This is a genomic window from Natronorubrum daqingense (assembly GCF_001971705.1).
GTDB lineage: Archaea > Halobacteriota > Halobacteria > Halobacteriales > Natrialbaceae > Natronorubrum > Natronorubrum daqingense.
Genome location: NZ_CP019327.1, coordinates 253,465 through 271,802, shown reverse-complemented (window position 1 = coordinate 271,802; position 18,338 = coordinate 253,465). Strand labels below are relative to the sequence as shown.

The window sequence follows — 18,338 nt, the reverse complement described above, 5'->3', positions numbered from 1 at the left end:
GTTAGGTCGTTTCGCTCTTTAGCCTTTGGTTCACGCCGATTACGGCTCGCGTGCGCCACGATTGGATCGTCGAACCCACCGACTCGGTGCCGTTTCGTCACCGCTCTTACCCCGCTGTGAGGGAAACCGAAACACCACAATTTTCCGTTAAAGTCAAACAGGCGGCTGGGGAAGTACCGGACATGAGTAGCGAACAGGAGCAAGAATCGATCCGCTGTCTCGTCGCCAAAGTCGGCCTCGACGGTCACGACCGCGGTGCTCACGTCATCGCGCGCGCGTTCCGTGACGCCGGGTTCGAAGTCATCTACTCGGGACTCCACAAAGCCCCCGAGGAAATCGTCCAGGCAACCGTCCAGGAGGACGTCGACGTTCTCGGCATCTCGATCCTCTCCGGTGCCCACGACACGCTCGTTCCCAAGATCATGGACGGCTTAGCGGAGTACGACGCGAAGAACGACACCCTCGTTCTCGCCGGCGGCGTCATCCCCGACGAAGACCGCGAGCAACTCGAGGAACAGGGCGTTTCTGCGATCTTCGGCCCCGGCACGTCGGTCGAGGAGACGATCGAGTTCGTCCGCGAGAACGCACCCGAGCGATGAGTTCGGACGAGACGGTACTCGAGGACCTCCTCGAGGGCAAGCACCGCGCGTTAGCTCGCGTCATCTCGAAGATCGAGAACCGCTCGCCGGGCTACCGAGACCTCGTCTCGGAACTCTACGCGCACACGGGCGAGGCTGACGTCATCGGCATCACTGGCAGTCCGGGCGCAGGAAAGTCGACGTTGGTCGACAAACTCGCGGAAACCTACCGCGAGCGCGGGGAGACGGTGGGCGTGATCGCCATCGATCCCTCCTCGCCGTTCACCGGCGGGGCCGTTCTCGGTGATCGCATTCGGATGGCCTCGACCGTCGGCGACATGGACGTCTTCGTCCGTTCGATGAGCGCCCGCGGCACCCTGGGCGGGCTCTCGACGGCGACCGCGGACGCTGTCAAAGCCATGGACGCCTTCGGCAAGGACAAGATCATCATCGAGACCGTCGGCGCGGGCCAGAACGAGATCGACATCGTCCGCACGGCAGACACCGTCGCCGTGCTCGTCCCGCCAGGTTCCGGCGACGAGATTCAGACGCTGAAAGCCGGTATCCTCGAGATCGCGGACGTGTTCGTCGTCAACAAAGCCGACCGCGACGGTGCCGACCGAACAGTCCAGGAGCTGCGAGACATGATCCAACTGGGCAACGAGAGCGGCTTCGCCGCCGGCGGAGGCGACGGTCACCACAGCCAGGAGGTCATCGACGCCCACGACGACTGGGACGGCGAGTCTGTCGAAGACGAATCCGACGCGGGCTGGACCACTCCCATCGTCGAAACCGTCGCGACGAGCGGCGAGGGAATCGAAACGCTACTCGAGGCGTTTCACGATCACCGGACGTACCTCCACGACTCCGGCGAACACGCCGAACAGGTCCGCCAGCGCTACGCCGAGGAGATCCGCACGCTCCTCCGCGAGGACATCCACGCGATGCTCGAGGAGGAACTCGCCGACAGCGGCGGGATCGACGCGCTCGCAGAGCGCGTCCGAACCGGCGAGACCGATCCCTACGCCATCGCCGGCGAGGTACTGGCACCCGTCGACGCCTGTCTCGAGGAACTCGAGACCGAGTGAGCGCTGCCCAGCAGTGACACTCGCCGTAGACGTGGGCTGATTGCCAACCGCAGGCCTAAGAGCATCGATGGTGAACGGTCGGATATGAGACTCCGCACACTACTCGGTGGAGCGCTTGGCACCGTCGGCGCGGCCGTGGTCGGAAACCGACTCCTCAAACACCGTGCGGACGGCCTCGAGAACCCGCTCGTCGGGATCGAACGAACCTATCGTTGGCGAGGGATCGAGACCAGCTACACTGTCGCCGGCGACCCGAACGATCCACATTTGCTCCTCTTGCACGGGATCTACGCCGGCTCGAGCAGCCACGAGTTCGAGCCGATCGTCGAGCGACTGGCCGAGGAGTACCGCGTCTTCGCGGTCGACCTCCCCGGATTTGGCCGCTCCGAACGGCCGCCGTTGGTCTACTCCGCGACGCTATACGCCGAGTTTGTCCGCGATTTCGTCGACGACGTCACCGACGACCCGATCGTCGTCGCCTCCTCGTTGACCGGGGCGTTCGCCGCCGACGCGGCAGGCGAGACCGATATCGAGCAACTCGTCCTGGTCGGCCCGACCGCCGAGACGGGCGAGGAGCGACCGTGGGTTCGCACCCTCCTCCGGACACCGGTCGTCGGGACGACGCTCTTTAACGTACTCGCGAGCAAACCCTCGATTCGCTACTTCTACGATCGCGACGGCTACTACGATTCCTCCCGCATCGACGAGCGAGAAGTCGAGTACGCCTGGAAAAGCGCCCACCAATCCGGCGCTCGCTACGCTCCTGCGTCGTTCGCGTCCGGAACGCTCGACCCGGAGTTCGACCTCGCGACGGAGCTGGCCGCACTCGAGACCCCGACGACGCTCGTCTGGGGCCGAGACGCCGAACTCGTTCCATTGGCCGACGGGCGCGACCTCGCCGAGGCTGCGGACCTCGACCTCGTCGTCATCGACTACGCCACCCAGCTCCCACACGCCGAACATCCCGACAAATTCCTCGAGTACCTGACCGCCGAGTTGTTACAGTCGTCCGGCAGCGTCGACGAGTAGCCATCCAACGGCGTCGACGAGTCGCGCCGTGACTCGAGTGCCAACCCACCGACCCGACGAGTTCACCTCCCTGGCGGTCTCGGCCGAGGTGACGTTACGATGAATTCTCGGGATCGGAGTCGTGAAACTCCCGGAGAGCGAGCATTGTGCCGAGGTACGATGCGAACACGACGGCACAAAATCCGAGGAGTACCGCCAGCGTGGTGTAACTGAGTAGCAGTTCGGTCACCATCGACCGTGGCTTTCGCTCGAGTGACAAAATACCTACTGATCACTCCACAGAAAAAGAGAGAGCGAGTATCGCTACACGGGCGCAAATCCGGTTACGTGCTCACTCGGTGCCTCTGAGGACGCACTCTCGAGTTCGAAAACAGAGCAATTACTCGCTACCGCCCATCTCAGTCGTCCGCGACGGAGTCCTCAACGGACGAGTCCGAGCCAGGTACGGAGATATCGTCTTCCTCCCGGAGGAAGATGGCGTTTCGGTTCCCGAACGCGAGCACCATCGAGGCGACCGCGATCAGGGTGACGATGGCGAACGGGCCGCCGGTGATGATGGCGGCCGCCTGCAACGCGTCGACGCCGCCGACGACCATCAACAGCGAGGCCAGCGCACCGATGAGAAAGCCCCAGATGACTCGGTTGATCGTCGAGGGCTCTTCCTCGCCGCCGGTGGTCAGCATGCCGAGGGCGAGCGTCGAGGAGTCGGCGGAGGTGATGAAGAACGTCGTCACCAGCAGGAGGAACATGACGGTCAGGACGCCACCGAGTGGAAGCGCTTCGAACAGCGGGTAGCCCGCGCCGGCCTCAGCGTAGACGTCGGTCGCGCCGAGGATGTCGGCCTCACCGTTTTGCTGGAGGAAGATGGCCGAGCCACCCATCGTCGCGAACCACGGGATCGTAATGCTCGTCGAGGCGAGAACGCCGGTGACGGCGACCTGACGGACGGTCCGTCCCCGCGAAATGCGGGCGATGAACAGGCCGACGAAGGGCGACCACGAGAACCACCAGGCCCAGTAGAAAATCGTCCAGTCGCCGACCCAGCCGGAGACGGCGGAACTCTCGGCGGCGTCGGCACCGGTGTAGAAACTCATCGTGATGAAGTCGTTGATGTAGCCGCCGAGGGCCTCCGTTCCGAGCGCCATGATGAACCGCGTCGGTCCGAGCACGAAGGTCGCGAGCAACAACACCGCGAACAGCGCGAGGTTGAAGTACGCGATCCGGCGGATTCCCTTTCGAACCCCGAGCGCGACGGAAATCGTAAACGCGACGGTCAGTCCGGTGATGACGAGCACCGTCCCTCCGTCGCCGACGGCGGTCCCGGTCGTCCACTCGATGCCGGTCAGAAACTGGTCGCCGACGAAACCGAGCGTCGCCGCGACGCCGCCGATCGTCGCGAACACGGCGAGGACGTCGACGGCCTTCGCGATCGGGCGCTCGAGGTTGTCCTCACCGAGCCAGGGGAGGAGGATCGTCGAGATGCGCATCGGCGCGTCGTATCGGTGGGCGTAGTACGCGATCGGGATGCCCAACACGACGTAGGCCGTCCACGCGGAGATTCCCCAGTGGAAGAAGGTGTACTGGACGGCGCCGACGGCGGCCTCGGGTGACCCGGCCTCCGCGTCGACGAACGGCGAGACGGCGTCGTAGTGGAAAATCGCCTCCGCTGGTCCCCAGAAGACGACGCCGGCGGCGATTCCCGCCGAGTACAACATTGCGAAGTACGCGGGGAAGCTAAACGCCGGTTCCTCGTCGTCCTTTCCGAGGGTGATGTTCCCCCACGGACTGAAGATCAAAAAGCCGACGAAGACGATCAGGGCGAACATGACCAGTAGGTACGCCCAGCCGAAGTTCGCCTGCAGGAACTCGTTCGCGTTCTCCATGTGGGCCGCAGCCACATCGTCTCGAAACGCGAAGACGACTACTGCGAGTGCCGTGACGACGAACCCGGCGCTGAAGACGACGTAATCCAATTCGTCGATGAATTGGCTGAGTGCGTTTCGTGCGCGGCTCATCCGTCAACTACCGCCTTGCACCACGTTTCGTGGATCATATCTGTGTATTTTCGGTTGTCTTCGCTGACCGTCAGAACGAGAGACTCGAGTCCAGTCGTGAGTCTGTGTCTCGAGTGTACGCGCGAGCGTTCGTTCTGTCGGCGTTTCGGCCATTGTTCGGCGAAACGCGTCGTGTCGCTTCGTGTTCCCGGTGTCGTAATCACTCACGGGCTCGTTTTTCACGGGTGCTCGAGGAGAAGCCCTTCCCCGTCACCGCCTGCGTGTGGGCGGCGAGACTGATACAGCCGATACGTCGACAACCGCGAGCCAGCGGGCGTGGCTCGATTCGATAGTCGAAGGTTAGTGTATGGACACTTCAACCTGCGGCGTTAGCACTCCAGCCGGTCTTATCAGGGGTCTTTTCATTTACGGGTTTACGCAGGTGTCCTCGAGCCCCAACGGTGTACAACACGATCAGAACAGCGGTTCCGGCTCCGTCGGCGGCGTTCGTTTGTGGTCGCTCTCCTCGTGGAGCGACGCGACGTGCTCGACGCTTTCGACCGTGGTATTCGTGAGTCGAGCGACGACCGACGCCGGGAGGTTCCCGTCGATGTAGAACGCCAGGACGGCGTCGAGCGTGTCGTAGTCCATCCCGAGTTCCTCCTCGTCGGTTCCGTAGTCGACCATGCCGCCGGTCGGCGTCTTTCGGACGAGCGACTCCGAAACGCCGAGGTGGGCCGCAACCTGCCGGACCTGCTGTTTGTAGAGGTTCGCGAGCGGGTTGCAGTCGACGCCGCCGTCGCCGTACTTCGTCACGTAGCCCGTCGCGAGTTCCGCGCGGTTGCCGGTCCCGAGGACGATCCGATTTTCCCGGTTGGCGACGAGGTACGTCATCGTCATGCGGATGCGGGCGCTCGTGTTGCCGACGTAGCGTCCCTCCCAGTGGTCTTCGGAGGCGTTGTCGTTCTCGGCGTCGGTCCGGCTTAGCGTCTCCTCGACGACCGAATCGATGCCGATCACGTCGTAGTCGATGCCGAGGTCCTCGGCGACCCGCTCGGCGTCGCTCATGTTCTCGTCCTCGTTTACCTCCTTCGGGAGGATGATCCCGTGGACCGCGTCGGTACCGAGCGCTTCAACGGCGAGGTGGGCGGTCGTCGTGCTGTCGATTCCGCCCGAGAGCGCGACCTCGACGCCGTCGGCGTCCGCGGCCTCGACGCGGTCGCGAATGAACTCGGTGAGGTGATCGACCTGAGCTTCGATCTCCGACGCCGAAAACCGGAGGTCGGCCGGATCGATCTCAGTCTGGGTCTGCTCGTAGAGGTTTGCCATCTGGACTGGCACGTAACCGGAAGCGGCCATAAAAGCCGTACGCTTTCGAAATCACGTGGTCGGGCGATAATTCGAGGGCGCTCGCTCAGACGGGCGCAAACGAAAGGACCCGTTCGCCCGTCGTCTCCGAGACCGTCACTTCGATCTCGACCTCGAGGCCGTTCTCGATGGCCTCGAGGTCGATCCCGACGATCTGTCCGGTGATGCGCACGGCCCCGAAGCTCGCGACGGCCGTCGCGTAGGGGGCGTCCTCCTCGAAGGCCGGTGTGGGGACGTGGGTGACGGTGAACGTTTGGACCACGCCGGTGTCGGGGAGTTCGACTTCCTCGAGGTCGGTCGCCCCACAGTCGGGACAGACCCGGCGGGGTGGGAGGGAGCCGTGTTCATCGGGGCACTCGAGGTAGTAGGCCGCGTTCTCCTCGGCGGCGTCGAGCCACTCGTCGAAGCCGGCGTCTCGTGGGCCCGTCTCGTTCTCGCTCATGCGTCACTCACCTCCAGAACGTGGACGGTCGCACTGGCGACGGTGCCACCCGCGTTGTGCGCGAGGGCCGTCGTCGCGTCCTCGACGAGCTCGCTGTTGGGGTGTTTGCCGGAGAGGAGCTTCGTGACCTCAGCGATCTGTGACGCGCCGGTCGCGCCCACCGGATGGCCCTTCGCTTTCAGCCCACCGGAGAGATTGATCGGCGTCTCGCCGTCGGCCGTCGTTCGGCCGTCTCGAGCCGCGGAGATTCCCTCGCCGATCTGGAAGAGGTCGAGGGACTCGATCGCGAGCACTTCCGCGATGGTGAAACAGTCGTGGACTTCCGCGAAATCGACGTCTGCAGGGCCGATGCCCGAATCGGCGTAGGCCTCCTCGCCAGCGTCGCGGGCAGCGGGTGAGCGCGCGAGGTACTCGCGGTCGTGTAACGCCATTCGGTCGCCGCCCTGTCCGGTGCCCGTGATCGAGACGGCGCTCTCGAGGTCGTGTTCCTCGGCGTAGGATTCGCTCGTCAGGACGAGCGCCGCCGCCCCGTCGGAGAGCGGACAGGCGTCGTAGAGACCGAGCGGCGAGGAGACCTGTGGTGCCTCGAGGACGTCCTCGACGTCGATCGCACGCTGGTACTGCGCTTTGTCGTTCGGCAACGCGTTCTCGTGGTTCTTGACGGCGATGTGGGCGAGATCTTCGTGCTCGCCCCCGTACTCATCGAAGTACGCCTGTGCCATCAACGCGTACGCGCCGGGGAACGTCGTCCCGGCCCGAACCTCCCAGAGGTCGTCCGCGGCGATTGCGAGCGCCTCCGTCGCCCCCGCCGTTCCGAGGTTGGTCATCCGTTCGGCCCCGCCGACGAGGATCACGTCGTCCTCGCCGTTTCGAAGGCGCAAGACCGCGTCCCGAACGGCGGTCCCGCTCGAGGCACACGCCGACTCGTATCTGGTCGCCGGGGCCTGAACTCCGGCGGCCTCGGCCATGAGCGGCCCCTGGTGGCCCTGGTGCTCCGACAGTTCGCCCATGAAGTTGCCGTAGAGGAGCGCGTCGACGTCCTCACGGGGGACGCCACTGTCCTCGAACGCTTCGATACTCGCCGTCGCGAAGAGCTCCCGGCCGGTTTTCTCGGGCATGTTCCCGAAGGAGGTCACGCCAACACCTGCAACACGTACGTCACTCATACACACACTCCTAGCGGATCGTCCCGTTAATACTCCGCGGTTGCAGTCGTGACAAAGTTCGAAGACGATACCGTGATTACTCGAGGTCCCCGATCACTCGTTCGAGCCCGTACGTTTATTTTCACGTCGCAACGAGTGTCAGTATGGAATCATCCGCTTTCGATTTCGACCATCTCAAAGAACTGACTGAAACGAGTGGCGTCCCCGGCTACGAGGACCGAATTCGCGACCTCGTCATCGAGGACCTCGAGGAGAGCGTCGATCGCGTCCGGACCGACGCGATGGGGAACGTCGTCGGCACGCTCGAGGGCGAGTCCGATCACGCCGTCGCCGTCGCGGCGCACATGGACGAGATCGGGTTCATGGTTCGCCACCTCAAAGGCGGCGAGGACGGCTTCGGCTTCGTCGAACTCGACGCGCTCGGGGGCTGGGATGCCCGCATTCTCAAAGCCCAGCGGGTGACGATCCACACCGACGACGGCGACCTGCCGGGAGTGATCGGCTCGCCGCCACCGCACACGCTGAGCGACGAGCAACGCGAGAAGACACCCGAGGTGGAAGACGTCGTCGTCGACGTCGGCCTCCCCTACGAGGACCTCGAGGAACGCGTCTCGCCGGGCGACCTCGTCACGATGGACCAAACGACCGAACGCGTCGGTGAGACGGTCACGGGCAAAGCCCTGGACGACCGCGTCTGCCTGTTCGCGATGCTCGAGGCCGCGCGCCGCCTCGAGAACCCGGACGCGACGATCCACTTCTGTGCGACGGTGCAAGAGGAAGTCGGCCTCCGCGGTGCGCAAGCCCTCGGCGTCGACGTCGACCCCGACCTCGCCATCGCACTGGACGTCACCGTCGCGAACGACGTTCCCGGCTTCGAGGACGGCAAGCACGTCACCGACCTCGGTGAGGGGACGGCAATCAAACTCAAAGACGGCAGCGTCATCACGAACCCGAAGGTCCACAAGCGACTGCAGTCGGTCGCCGAGGACGAGGGTATCGACTATCAACACGAGATTCTGCCCGCCGGCGGCACCGATACGGCCGGGTTCCAGTTCCCCGCCGGAGCCAAGCCCGTCGGCGCGATTTCGGTGCCGACGCGCTACCTCCACACCCCGACCGAAGCCGCCCACGTCGACGACGTCGCGGCGACGATCGACTTACTCGAGGCGTTCCTCGCCAGCGAGGACGGCGAGCACGAGTACACGCTCTAAAACAGGGTCGACTCAGAACCGAGACGCTCCAGCGTCTCGGAGCCGACACGACAGACCGTTCCAGCACGGGTCGGCTACGGCGTTTCGTGAACTTTCAACTCGACGGGCCGTCGCCTCCCTTCGATGTCCGCGACGAGGCGTTCGACGACGGTTTCGGCTTCCCCAACCAGCTTGGGTTGGACCTTCCTGATAACCCAATCCAGCGAAACGAATCGCGGGAGCGAGAGCGAACTCGTGTCCGCCGTGTGCGGATCGTACACCGCCTCGAAGTACACTCGACTCGCCGTCTCCTCGCCGACGGGGGCCGACTCGGGTTCCGCTTCGATGCGCCACTCGCCGCGCGCGTCGATACTGTTCGTCAGTCGCCACTCGAGTGACTGGGGGTTTGAGATATCCGTAACCCTCGAGCGAGCCGTGTAGGTCAGCTTCCACCAGGCGAACCTGAGGTCGTACCGAGAGCCGACGCCGCCGTCGCCGTGGACGGTTACGTCCTCGAGGTGCTCGGTGTACCGAGGATAGTTCGTAAACGCCTGCACGTACGGGAAAACCTCCTCCGGAGAGCGATAGACGAGCGTACTGAGGAGAATTCTGTCCACGCCCACCGGTACGATGCGTTCGAAAGTAAGGATTGTCATCCAGAGAGTGTTGGAAGATGATAGCCACCGAATCGAACAGGAGGTGCACTCGAGACTCGAGTCGCCACCTTCTATACCGACCGAAAACTACCTCGTGACATGCGAGACGTCTGTATCGTCGGTGGCGGCGTCGCCGGCCTCGCCGCATCGATCTTCACCGCCCGTGCCGGACTGGACACCCTCGTCGTCGACGGGGGCGAATCGATCCTCGCGCGAAACGCAAGCCTCGAGAACTACCCCGGCTATCCCGATGGTATCGACGCGCGACGCTACCTGCAACTGAGCCGTGAACAGGCCCGAAACGCGGGCGCGACGTTCGAACTCGGTCACGTGACGCGAATCGAAGCGATCGACGACACGGACCTCGAGCAAGGGTTCATCCTCGAGACCGACGGTGGCGAGCCACTCGAGGCGCGGCGAGTGATCGCAGCGTCGTGGTCGGACAGCGAGTACCTCGTTCCGCTCGACGTGGGTCGACTCCAACGCGGGAGCAAGCACTACGTCTCGGTCGACGACGGCGGGCGAACGGCCGTCGACGGCATCTACGCGGCCGGGCGACTGGCCAACGAACCCCACCAGTCCATCGTCGCGGCGGGCCACGGCGCGAAAGTCGGCCTCGCGGTGATTCACGACTCGGACGCGAACTTCTACCACGACTGGGTCGCCCCCGAGGGCTACTTCACCGGCCGCGACCGGGACGTGCCGCCGGGGTGTGAGGAAATCGACGACGACGAACGCCTCGAGCGTGACGAACAGGCGAGAGCGAGGATGCTCGAGGCGTTTTCGGAGCCGTTGGACGAGCAGCCGACGATGCACCCGAGTGTTGCAGAGACGGACACAGAGAACTAAGCGTCACGTGTAGTTGGAGCCAGTAGTCTGATTTCCGCTCTGTAGCTTATTCGAAGTCAGATTCACTGTGCTCTTCAACCGACTCGTCATTAATACCTTCAACATCAATGTCACCGTCGCTATAGATGTCAACTGAGCCTGCGACAGTACCTTGGCTATCGAGTTCGACTTCGTCACCACTGAAAATAACAACTGAATCCTTGATCTCTCCATCTATTTCGAGGTCTACTTCATCCTCGCTATAGATTTCAACTGGCCCCTCAATCGTACTATCATCGATCTCTAATTCAGCCTCTTCACTACCTTCAACGTGAATGTCGACTGCCCCGTCAACCGTACTATCCTCGATCTCTAATTCCGATTCATCGACACCATGGGCATCAATCGAACCTGTTACATGCCCGTCTTCGAGTTCGAATTCGTTCTCCTCGCCAGTTCCATCGAGTTCGATATCGCCATCAACTTTCGCTTCATCGTCATCGTCATCATCACCCTCGAGTTCGACCTCCTCAGTCGCACGAATGTCCCCTTCGACAGTTCCATTCTCCACCTCGAGATCCTCGATCGCTAAGTTTCCAACGAGAGTGTATCCATCTTCGATTTCAACCTCGGCGTCTGCATTAATATCGCAGTGGACAGTGTCATCGGCAACGTCTACGCCCTCATCAATTTCAATGTCGTCATGTTCTTCAGAATCTGCGTGATCGTACCCGATCGCCTCACAGTCATCGTAGGTTCCAAACTCGAGTCCGTGTTCTGTTTCGATATATGGCTCGAGCGTCAGCGTATCGACGATATACTCGGTGCCATCCTCGCCAGTCCAGATGACGTCGACCTCGGAGATGTCAGCGTCCTCGACGTCGATCGAGGTCTCACCGCCCGGACTGATCAATTCTACATCGTCTAGTTCCTCGGAGTCGTCGGCGCTTTGGAACGTAATATCGCCTTCGAGTTCCTCACCGTACTGGTGGCTGACTTCGTAGGTTGTACTGTCCCCATCGGGTTCGGCCTCGAGCGCAACGTTTGGTCGCGGCTCGGAGGTATCAGCCATATCGAGGGCCATCGCGCCAGCGATGGCGGCCACCACGACGACGATTGCGACCATCAGCACCACGCCGATCACCGGCGAAATTGCTCGGCTATCCGGTTTGGAACCATCTCGCTCAGAGGGACGACGTGGCAACATACTTACTGGATAGCAACACAAGCTTATCCCACTATGATAAATTGTTTGGCCGCCTCGGGGACGGTTGTCTCCGGTACACGTAAGCCACCAACGTCCGAAGACAGTGACGAATGCTCGAGGGAGTCAACGTCGCACTCGGGGTTACGGGCTCGATCGCGGCCGTCAAAACGGTCGAGTTGGCCCACGAGTTGCGACGACAGGGTGCCAGCGTTCGGGCCGTGATGTCCGGTAGTGCAACGGGAATCATCCACCCGTGGGCGGTCGAGTTCGCGACCGACAACGACGTCGTCACCGAAATTACGGGCAGCGTCGAACACGTCGAACTGTGCGGGTACGACGGCTGGGCGGACGTCTTCGTGATCGCCCCCGCCACGGCCAACACCGTCGGCAAGATCGCCGGGGCCGTCGACGATACGCCCGTCACGACGACGGCGACGACGGCTCTCGGTGCCGATACGCCCGTCGTCATCGCGCCCGCGATGCACGAACCGATGTACGACCATCCCGGCGTCCTCGAGGCCATCGACACCGTCTCGGCGTGGGGCGTGGAGTTCGTCGATCCGCGCGTCGAGGAGGGGAAAGCCAAAATCGCGAGCGAAGACGCCATCGTCACCGACATCGCTCGAGCGGCGGGTGATCGACCCCTCGAGGGCGACCACGTCGTCGTCACCAGCGGTGCGACGGGCGAAGCGATCGACCCCGTTCGCGTCCTGACGAATCGATCGTCGGGGAAGATGGGCCGGGAAGTCGCCAAGGCCTGTTACGTCCGTGGTGCCGACGTGACGCTGGTCCACGGACTGGTCGGTCCGCGTTCGATCACCAGCGACGGCGCGGTGGCCCAAACGAACCCCGACGGGACGGTGTCGTACGCGACGCTTCGATCCGTCGAAAGTGCCGACGCGATGCTCGAGGCGACCCGCGAGGCGTGTACGGACGCGGACACGCTGGTTTCGGTCGCCGCAATCGGCGACTACACCGTCGACTCGAGCGCCGAGAAGATCCGCTCGGGCCAGGATCTCTCGTTGTCGCTCGAGCCGACCCCGAAACTCATCGACGAGATTCGAGACGACCACCCCGAGTTGCCGATCGTCGGTTTCAAAACCGAGACGTCGGGCGACGAAGCGGCGATGATCGCGCAAGCGCGCGAGACACTCGAGCGCGCAGAATTGGCCTTCGTCGTCGCGAACGACGCGAGTGTGATGGGGGCCGAGCAAACGAACGCCCTGTTGGTCCACGACGCCGATGCAGCCAGGTTCTCTGGCTCGAAGGCGGGATTAGCCGGAGAGATTGCGGATTCGATCGCCACACTTCTTGAGAGTGAGTTGACAGATACCGCTTGAGGGAACGTCAAGAGAATTATATAGGTGGCGTTCATGCCTTGAATTACCAACTATGCGACCGGTTTCAGTCGCACGTCCCTCTCTGTCGTCGATCCCCCTTGCTGGGTATCGGTGGCGGTTCGAACGCGAATTAGCGGGCAGTCTCGACCGGCGTAGTGAGGTGATCTGTGGTGCAAAAACAACAATCTGATAGTATCGATTCCGGAGACTCACTATCGAAGGGTGAAGTTTTCGAAGTATTACGTAACCAGCGACGACGCTACGTCCTGCAGTATCTCCAGCAGGATTCCCGTCCCGTCGAACTCGGTGATCTCGCCCAGCAAGTCGCCGCCTGGGAGTACGAAACCACGCTCGAGGAAGTCACGCCCGAACAACGAAAGCGCGTGTACACGACCCTCCAGCAGACGCACCTACCGAAGATGGACAAATCGGGGATTCTCGAGTTCGACTCCGACGACGGCGTCATCGAGGCGACGGATCGAGCCCGGGATATCAGTATCTACCTCGAGATCGTTCCCGGCCACGAGTTCGCCTGGCGCGAACTCTACCTCTCCCTCGGTGCGATTTCTGGCGCGCTCGTCGCCGCACTCTGGCTCGAGATTTACCCGCTGACGGTCTTTTCGGATCTCGCGTGGCTGGGGATCACCGCTGCAACGTTCACGGTGACGGCGATCGTCCACAGTTATTACGAGCGGAATATGCGACTCGGCCACGGTGATCAGCCCCCGGAACTCAGCTACGGAAGCGACAACTGAGACGGACTGTTGTCCCTGTTTGACGGTGGAACTGCGGATGGATCGTGGTTGCACCAGTACCGACTGATAGCAGACGGTATGACACCACGTCGCGATATCACGATCGATCATTCGTGGCTCGAGTGTATCGTCAAGTTTTACTCGAAGACCACCAGACCCACGACATGGATCAGTTGAAGCGGTCGCTTCTCGACGCCCCGATCATCGAGAAAAACGGTTATCACTACTTCGTCCACCCGATTAGTGACGGCGTGCCGAAACTCGACCCCGGCTTGCTTCGGGAGATCGTCATTCGGATCATCCGAAAAGCGAAACTCGAGGAAGTCGATCGAATCGTCACGCCGGCCGCGATGGGCATCCACATTTCGACGGCCGTCTCGCTGATGACGGACATTCCACTGACGGTCATCCGAAAGCGCCAGTATGGACTCGACGACGAGGTCGCTATCTCCCAGCAGACGGGGTACTCGGAGAACGAGATGTACATCAACGACGTCCGCGAGGGCGAACGCGTGCTCGTCCTCGACGACGTCCTCTCGACGGGTGGGACGCTGGCATCCGTGCTCGAGGCCCTCGATGGGATCGGTGCCGAAGTCGTAGACACCGTTGCGGTGATCAAGAAAGTCGGCGGCGAAAACAAGGTCGCAGACGCAGATTACCGCGTCAAAACGCTGATCAACGTCGATGTCGTCGACGGTGAGGTCGTCATCGTCGACGAGAACGGCGACTCGTAATCGAAGCCCTCCCAGCGCGTTCTCTTGCCGACAGTTCACCGACTATAGTAGTATATAAGTATACTGGCTAACCCGAGCTGTCGGCGTGAAATGTTTAAAAATCCACATTTATATACAACCAATATTGGGGGAATTAGTCCATTAATGAGCGATCATTCTCGTTAATAACTTGAAGATCGTGTCGAATAAACTCGCTTTCCTACAAAGTGAGTTTCCGTTTTTCGCGTAAAGATACAGACAGAAGTTGCCGGAAACGTACCAATCATAACTCATATAACATCCTGGTAGATATAGCAAAGACATGCCATCACACGGATCGAACGATGACGGCGATATTAGTCGGCGACCACTGCTCAAAGGACTCGGTGCGGCGGGTCTAATCGGCCTCGCTGGCTGTATCTCCGAAGAGGGCGATGTCGAAGCAGACAACGCAGCAGAGGAACTCATCGCGGAAGGATTCGAAGAAGAAGGCGTCGAACCACCGTTCGAGACGACGGTGTACGCGAACTCGGATAGTTCCGACCGAATCGCCTACGGCGAACTCATTCAAAACGAACTGAACGAGACCGGATTCTTCGACGTTTCTTTCGATGACATGGAGTGGGGGGCGTATCTCGACTTCATGAACAGCGTTGCTGAAGAGGAGGAGAACGCCCTCCTCTGTAACGGTCACAGTGCAGACTGGGACCCACACGTGTTCATGAACAACCCGTATCACTCGAGTGCGCACTCGCCAAGTGGGATCAACACGAATCACTTCGAGGACGAAGAGTACGACGACCTGGTCGACGAAGGGGTCGAAGAGTCGGACCAGGAAGCGCGACAAGATATTTACGCGGATGCACAGGAACGACTCGTCGAACTCTCCCCCGTTGCACTCATTCAATTCGGCGAACAGGTAACTGCCTGGAATAACGACGAGGTGAGCGGGTTCAAGACGCATCCGATGGCAGGACGTGAGTTCACCGCAGTGTACGCGCCACACGAGGGAGTGTACACGGAAGTCGACAACGACGACGACGAGCTTCGTGTCGACCTCGGCTCCGACGTCCCCGACTTCGATCCGATCAGTCAGGAGGACACGGTCTCGCTCATGGCGACCACGCTCGTATACGAGAGCCTCATCGCCGTCGATTTCGCCGGTACTCCACAACCCGGTCTTGCGACGGACTGGGAGCAAGAAGACGACACAACCTGGCGGTTCTACCTCCGCGAAGGCGTCGAGTTCCACAACGGTGACGAGTTCACCGCACACGACGTCCAAACCTCCTACGAGCGCTACGAGGACGAAGTTCGCGAGTCGGACGTCTACGACTGGTACGAAAGCAGCGAGATCGTCAACGACCACGAAATCGTCATCGAACACCACCGAGACTACAGTGGACCGTTCGAGGCGACTGGTGCCGGTGACGTCCCGATCGTCCCAGAAGGTGCCGAAGATGGCGATGTCAACCTCTCCGACGGCCCAGTCGGAACCGGTCCGTACCAATTCGACGAACATCAAGAAGACGACCGATTCGTGATCGAACGGTACGACGACCACTGGTACACCGGCGACGAGTACGACAACGACGTCCCCGAAACCCCACCAGTCGAAACGATCGTCATGGAAGTTATCCCAGAAGGGTCGTCACGTCACCAGGCGCTCGAAGTCGGGGACATCGACCTCAGCCAGGGACTCCCGGCCGAAAGCGTCGCCGAGTTCGAAGACGACGACGACTTCGACGTCGACGGCGCACTCGGACTCTCGAACGAATACCTGACCTTCCCGCTCTGGCAGGAGCCGTTCAACAATCCGAAAGTTCGCCGCGGCATCAGTGGCCTGATTCCACGCGAGACGATCATGGACAACGTGTTCCACGACGTCGGAGAGCTGGCGTACACGCCAATTTCCCCGATTCTGGAAGATTTCACCGGAACGGACTATCAGGACGAACTCGCTGAGGAACACCTCGAAGTACAGTAAGACGCACCCTCTAACAGGTCAATGTCTCTTTCACGCTATATACTAAAGCGGGTTCTCGTCACGATACCAGTTCTGTTCGGTGTCTCAGCGATTACGTTCTCGTTCATTCACATCGCACCGGGCGACCCGGTCGACATGATCGCTGGTTTCGGTGACGTCGACGAAGAGGTCCTCGATGGAATTCGAGAGGATTACAACCTCCATCTCCCTCTTTGGGAACAGTACCTGCTCTGGTTACAAGACGCGTTGTTGCTCGATTTCGGTGAATCGCCGATCACCGGTAGAGATGTCGGCGCATCGATCGCCGCTCGACTGCCACACACGATTCTCCTCGGTGTCTCGGCGTGGGTTCTCGCACTCGGGATCGGTATCCCGACGGGGATCATCGCCGCAGTCAAGCAAGGCGAAACCGCAGACGAAGTCAGCCGAATCGCTGCACTCGCTGGTATCGCGACGCCGAACTTCTGGCTCGGTCTCGTGTTGTTGTGGATCTTCAGCGTTCACTTCGGATGGTTCAGCGTTATTCCGCCGGACGCGCCGCTGTTGAGTTTCAGCACGCTCTGGTTCATGATCCTCCCGACCATCACGCTCGGGACGGCATCCGCCGCACTCATCACGCGACTGATGCGGTCGTCGATGCTCCAGGAACTGAACAAGGACTACGTCCGGACCGCACGAGCGAAAGGGTTGCGCGAGCGAACGGTCATCCTCAAACACGTGCTGCGTAATTCGTTGATCGCAGTCGTGACCGTCGCTGGGTTGCAGATCGCGTTCCTCATCGACGGCGCAGTCGTCGTCGAGGAGGTCTTCGCTTGGCCGGGAATGGGTCGATTGCTCGTCGGCGCAATCTTCGAGCGTGACTTCCCCATCATCCAGGCCGGCGTGTTGTTGATCGCAGTCACGATCATCGTCGCCAACCTGATCGTCGATATCATCTACTCGTATCTCGATCCACGAATTCGATATTAACTATGAGCCAACGACAACCAACGACACAACGTGGTCGAATCCGCATTACTGGATTCGACGAAGCGGTCGCCGACCAGACGGACACCGAAGTCTGGGACGGCGAATCGGAAAGTAGCGGACGCAGTCGCCTCGAGTACGCCTGGCTCCGATTCAAATCGAATCGAACGGCGTTATTCGGGATGCTAATTATTGCCGTGATGGCGGTTCTCGCCATCTTCGCCCGTCCGATCGAGGTGTCGACGATGGGCTATCAGATCACGCTGCAGCCGATTTCACTCGCGCCGTTCGGTCCGAACGAGATGTACGTCGGCGAGGCGAACGAGGCACCGTCGTTCGCACATCCGTTCGGGACGGACTGGGCGGGGCGTGATATCTTCTCTCGCGTCCTCGTCGGCGGACGACTCAGTCTGAGTATCGGGTTTATCGCCGTCGTGCTCGCGTTAGTCGTCGGAATCCCGCTCGGAGCAGTTGCGGGCTACTTCGGCGGCTGGATCGACGAGGTCATCATGCGAATGATCGACATGCTCTACGCGTTCCCGTTCCTGGTCCTGGCGATCGCCATCGTCGCGATTTTCGGATCCGGATTCTGGGTGATCATCTTCGCGCTCGTCGTTACGGGGTGGCTGAGTTACGCCAGACTCTTACGCGGAGAGATACTCTCGGTCAAAGAAAACGAGTACGTGCTGGCCGCGAAAGCACTCGGCTCCCCCGACCGAACGATCGTCTTCAAACACATCGTCCCCAACGCGATGGCACCCGTCATCGTCCAGGCGACGCTGAACATCGGGACGATCGTGCTCGCGGCCGCAGCGCTCGGATTCCTGGGGATCGGCCTCGAGCCGGGAAGCGCCGAATGGGGCTCGATGCTCTCGAACGGACGTGATTCGATCGTCTACGGCCACTGGCACATCACGCTCTTCCCCGGGGGTGCGATCTTCCTGTTCGTGATGGCCATCAACCTGGTCGGTGACGGTATCAACGACGCACTCGACCCGCAAGGAAACGCAGCAAAAGAGAGGATGCGATAA

At 61.4% G+C, this 18,338-nt stretch carries 17 protein-coding genes; 11 read left to right on the top strand and 6 right to left on the bottom strand.

All coding sequences use genetic code 11. From position 1 onward, the window contains the following. Nucleotides 1-182: 182 nt before the first annotated feature. From BB347_RS01370 to BB347_RS01360, 3 genes are all read left to right on the top strand, one after another. A complete protein-coding gene (locus tag BB347_RS01370) occupies nt 183-599 on the top strand; it encodes a cobalamin B12-binding domain-containing protein (protein ID WP_076579140.1) in 417 nt (138 codons plus the stop codon). Then, nucleotides 596-1,666 (top strand): methylmalonyl Co-A mutase-associated GTPase MeaB, encoded by a 1,071-nt coding sequence (gene meaB, locus BB347_RS01365; protein WP_076579143.1) that lies wholly within the window; start codon nt 596-598, stop codon nt 1,664-1,666. The genes BB347_RS01370 and meaB overlap by 4 nt, the downstream gene beginning before the upstream one ends. An 84-nt stretch (nt 1,667-1,750) precedes the next feature. After that, nucleotides 1,751-2,695: an alpha/beta fold hydrolase gene (locus BB347_RS01360; protein ID WP_076579146.1), complete on the top strand. Its 945-nt coding sequence runs from the start codon at nt 1,751-1,753 to the stop codon at nt 2,693-2,695. A gap of 398 nt (nt 2,696-3,093) precedes the next feature. Here BB347_RS01360 and BB347_RS01355 read toward each other — a convergent pair whose 3' ends face one another. The 4 genes from BB347_RS01355 to BB347_RS01335 form a co-directional block, all read right to left on the bottom strand. Beyond that, complete coding sequence (locus BB347_RS01355; RefSeq protein ID WP_076579149.1) at nt 3,094-4,710, bottom strand: BCCT family transporter; 1,617 nt, start codon at nt 4,708-4,710, stop codon at nt 3,094-3,096. Between the two features lie 453 nt (nt 4,711-5,163). Continuing rightward, a complete protein-coding gene (locus tag BB347_RS01345; protein WP_076580185.1) occupies nt 5,164-6,018 on the bottom strand; it encodes an NAD+ synthase in 855 nt (284 codons plus the stop codon). An 85-nt stretch (nt 6,019-6,103) separates the two neighbouring features. Next, nucleotides 6,104-6,499, bottom strand: a complete 396-nt coding sequence (locus BB347_RS01340) for a Zn-ribbon domain-containing OB-fold protein (protein WP_076579153.1) — start codon at nt 6,497-6,499, stop codon at nt 6,104-6,106. After that, on the bottom strand, nt 6,496-7,665 hold the full coding sequence (locus BB347_RS01335; protein WP_076579155.1) for a thiolase C-terminal domain-containing protein: 1,170 nt from the start codon (nt 7,663-7,665) through the stop codon (nt 6,496-6,498). Before BB347_RS01335 ends, BB347_RS01340 begins: the two co-directional genes overlap by 4 nt. Nucleotides 7,666-7,808: 143 nt before the next feature. On the opposite strand from BB347_RS01335, the gene BB347_RS01330 reads away from it, so the two are divergent. Further along, nucleotides 7,809-8,876 (top strand): M42 family metallopeptidase, encoded by a 1,068-nt coding sequence (locus BB347_RS01330; protein ID WP_076579158.1) that lies wholly within the window; start codon nt 7,809-7,811, stop codon nt 8,874-8,876. 74 nt (nt 8,877-8,950) lie between these two features. Here the strand turns inward: BB347_RS01330 and BB347_RS01325 are convergent, their stop codons facing one another. Next, complete coding sequence (locus BB347_RS01325) at nt 8,951-9,472, bottom strand: SRPBCC family protein (protein ID WP_076579161.1); 522 nt, start codon at nt 9,470-9,472, stop codon at nt 8,951-8,953. A 138-nt stretch (nt 9,473-9,610) separates the two neighbouring features. Between BB347_RS01325 and BB347_RS01320 the strand changes: the two genes are divergently transcribed. Continuing rightward, complete coding sequence (locus BB347_RS01320; protein WP_076579164.1) at nt 9,611-10,360, top strand: NAD(P)/FAD-dependent oxidoreductase; 750 nt, start codon at nt 9,611-9,613, stop codon at nt 10,358-10,360. 46 nt (nt 10,361-10,406) lie between these two features. Here BB347_RS01320 and BB347_RS01315 read toward each other — a convergent pair whose 3' ends face one another. After that, entirely contained in the window at nt 10,407-11,546 is a 1,140-nt protein-coding gene (locus BB347_RS01315) for a type IV pilin (RefSeq protein ID WP_076579167.1), read from the bottom strand. A gap of 110 nt (nt 11,547-11,656) precedes the next feature. On the opposite strand from BB347_RS01315, the gene coaBC reads away from it, so the two are divergent. The 6 genes from coaBC (at nt 11,657) to BB347_RS01285 (ending at nt 18,338) form a co-directional block, all read left to right on the top strand. After that, nucleotides 11,657-12,886, top strand: coding sequence for a bifunctional phosphopantothenoylcysteine decarboxylase/phosphopantothenate--cysteine ligase CoaBC (coaBC, locus tag BB347_RS01310; RefSeq protein WP_076579170.1), 1,230 nt, complete (start codon nt 11,657-11,659; stop codon nt 12,884-12,886). Nucleotides 12,887-13,053: 167 nt separating this feature from the next. Further along, nucleotides 13,054-13,641: a DUF7344 domain-containing protein gene (locus BB347_RS01305; protein ID WP_076579173.1), complete on the top strand. Its 588-nt coding sequence runs from the start codon at nt 13,054-13,056 to the stop codon at nt 13,639-13,641. A gap of 164 nt (nt 13,642-13,805) precedes the next feature. Further along, on the top strand, nt 13,806-14,375 hold the full coding sequence (gene hpt, locus BB347_RS01300) for a hypoxanthine/guanine phosphoribosyltransferase (protein ID WP_076580187.1): 570 nt from the start codon (nt 13,806-13,808) through the stop codon (nt 14,373-14,375). Between the two features lie 301 nt (nt 14,376-14,676). After that, the gene (locus tag BB347_RS01295; RefSeq protein WP_083687694.1) at nt 14,677-16,341 is read left to right on the top strand and encodes an ABC transporter substrate-binding protein; all 1,665 of its coding nucleotides are present in this window, start codon (nt 14,677-14,679) and stop codon (nt 16,339-16,341) included. A gap of 21 nt (nt 16,342-16,362) precedes the next feature. Continuing rightward, nucleotides 16,363-17,310 (top strand): ABC transporter permease, encoded by a 948-nt coding sequence (locus tag BB347_RS01290; RefSeq protein ID WP_076579176.1) that lies wholly within the window; start codon nt 16,363-16,365, stop codon nt 17,308-17,310. A 2-nt stretch (nt 17,311-17,312) separates the two neighbouring features. Then, complete coding sequence (locus tag BB347_RS01285; protein ID WP_076579178.1) at nt 17,313-18,338, top strand: ABC transporter permease; 1,026 nt, start codon at nt 17,313-17,315, stop codon at nt 18,336-18,338.

Coding starts and splice junctions, on each gene's coding strand:
- hpt (WP_076580187.1), top strand. CDS start 13,806: ATGGATCAGTTGAAGCGGTCGCTTCTCGACGCCCCGATCATCGAGAAA.
- BB347_RS01330 (WP_076579158.1), top strand. CDS start 7,809: ATGGAATCATCCGCTTTCGATTTCGACCATCTCAAAGAACTGACTGAA.
- BB347_RS01320 (WP_076579164.1), top strand. CDS start 9,611: ATGCGAGACGTCTGTATCGTCGGTGGCGGCGTCGCCGGCCTCGCCGCA.
- BB347_RS01285 (WP_076579178.1), top strand. CDS start 17,313: ATGAGCCAACGACAACCAACGACACAACGTGGTCGAATCCGCATTACT.
- BB347_RS01295 (WP_083687694.1), top strand. CDS start 14,677: ATGCCATCACACGGATCGAACGATGACGGCGATATTAGTCGGCGACCA.
- coaBC (WP_076579170.1), top strand. CDS start 11,657: ATGCTCGAGGGAGTCAACGTCGCACTCGGGGTTACGGGCTCGATCGCG.
- meaB (WP_076579143.1), top strand. CDS start 596: ATGAGTTCGGACGAGACGGTACTCGAGGACCTCCTCGAGGGCAAGCAC.
- BB347_RS01340 (WP_076579153.1), bottom strand. CDS start 6,499: ATGAGCGAGAACGAGACGGGCCCACGAGACGCCGGCTTCGACGAGTGG.
- BB347_RS01315 (WP_076579167.1), bottom strand. CDS start 11,546: ATGTTGCCACGTCGTCCCTCTGAGCGAGATGGTTCCAAACCGGATAGC.
- BB347_RS01335 (WP_076579155.1), bottom strand. CDS start 7,665: ATGAGTGACGTACGTGTTGCAGGTGTTGGCGTGACCTCCTTCGGGAAC.
- BB347_RS01355 (WP_076579149.1), bottom strand. CDS start 4,710: ATGAGCCGCGCACGAAACGCACTCAGCCAATTCATCGACGAATTGGAT.
- BB347_RS01345 (WP_076580185.1), bottom strand. CDS start 6,018: ATGGCAAACCTCTACGAGCAGACCCAGACTGAGATCGATCCGGCCGAC.
- BB347_RS01290 (WP_076579176.1), top strand. CDS start 16,363: ATGTCTCTTTCACGCTATATACTAAAGCGGGTTCTCGTCACGATACCA.
- BB347_RS01360 (WP_076579146.1), top strand. CDS start 1,751: ATGAGACTCCGCACACTACTCGGTGGAGCGCTTGGCACCGTCGGCGCG.
- BB347_RS01370 (WP_076579140.1), top strand. CDS start 183: ATGAGTAGCGAACAGGAGCAAGAATCGATCCGCTGTCTCGTCGCCAAA.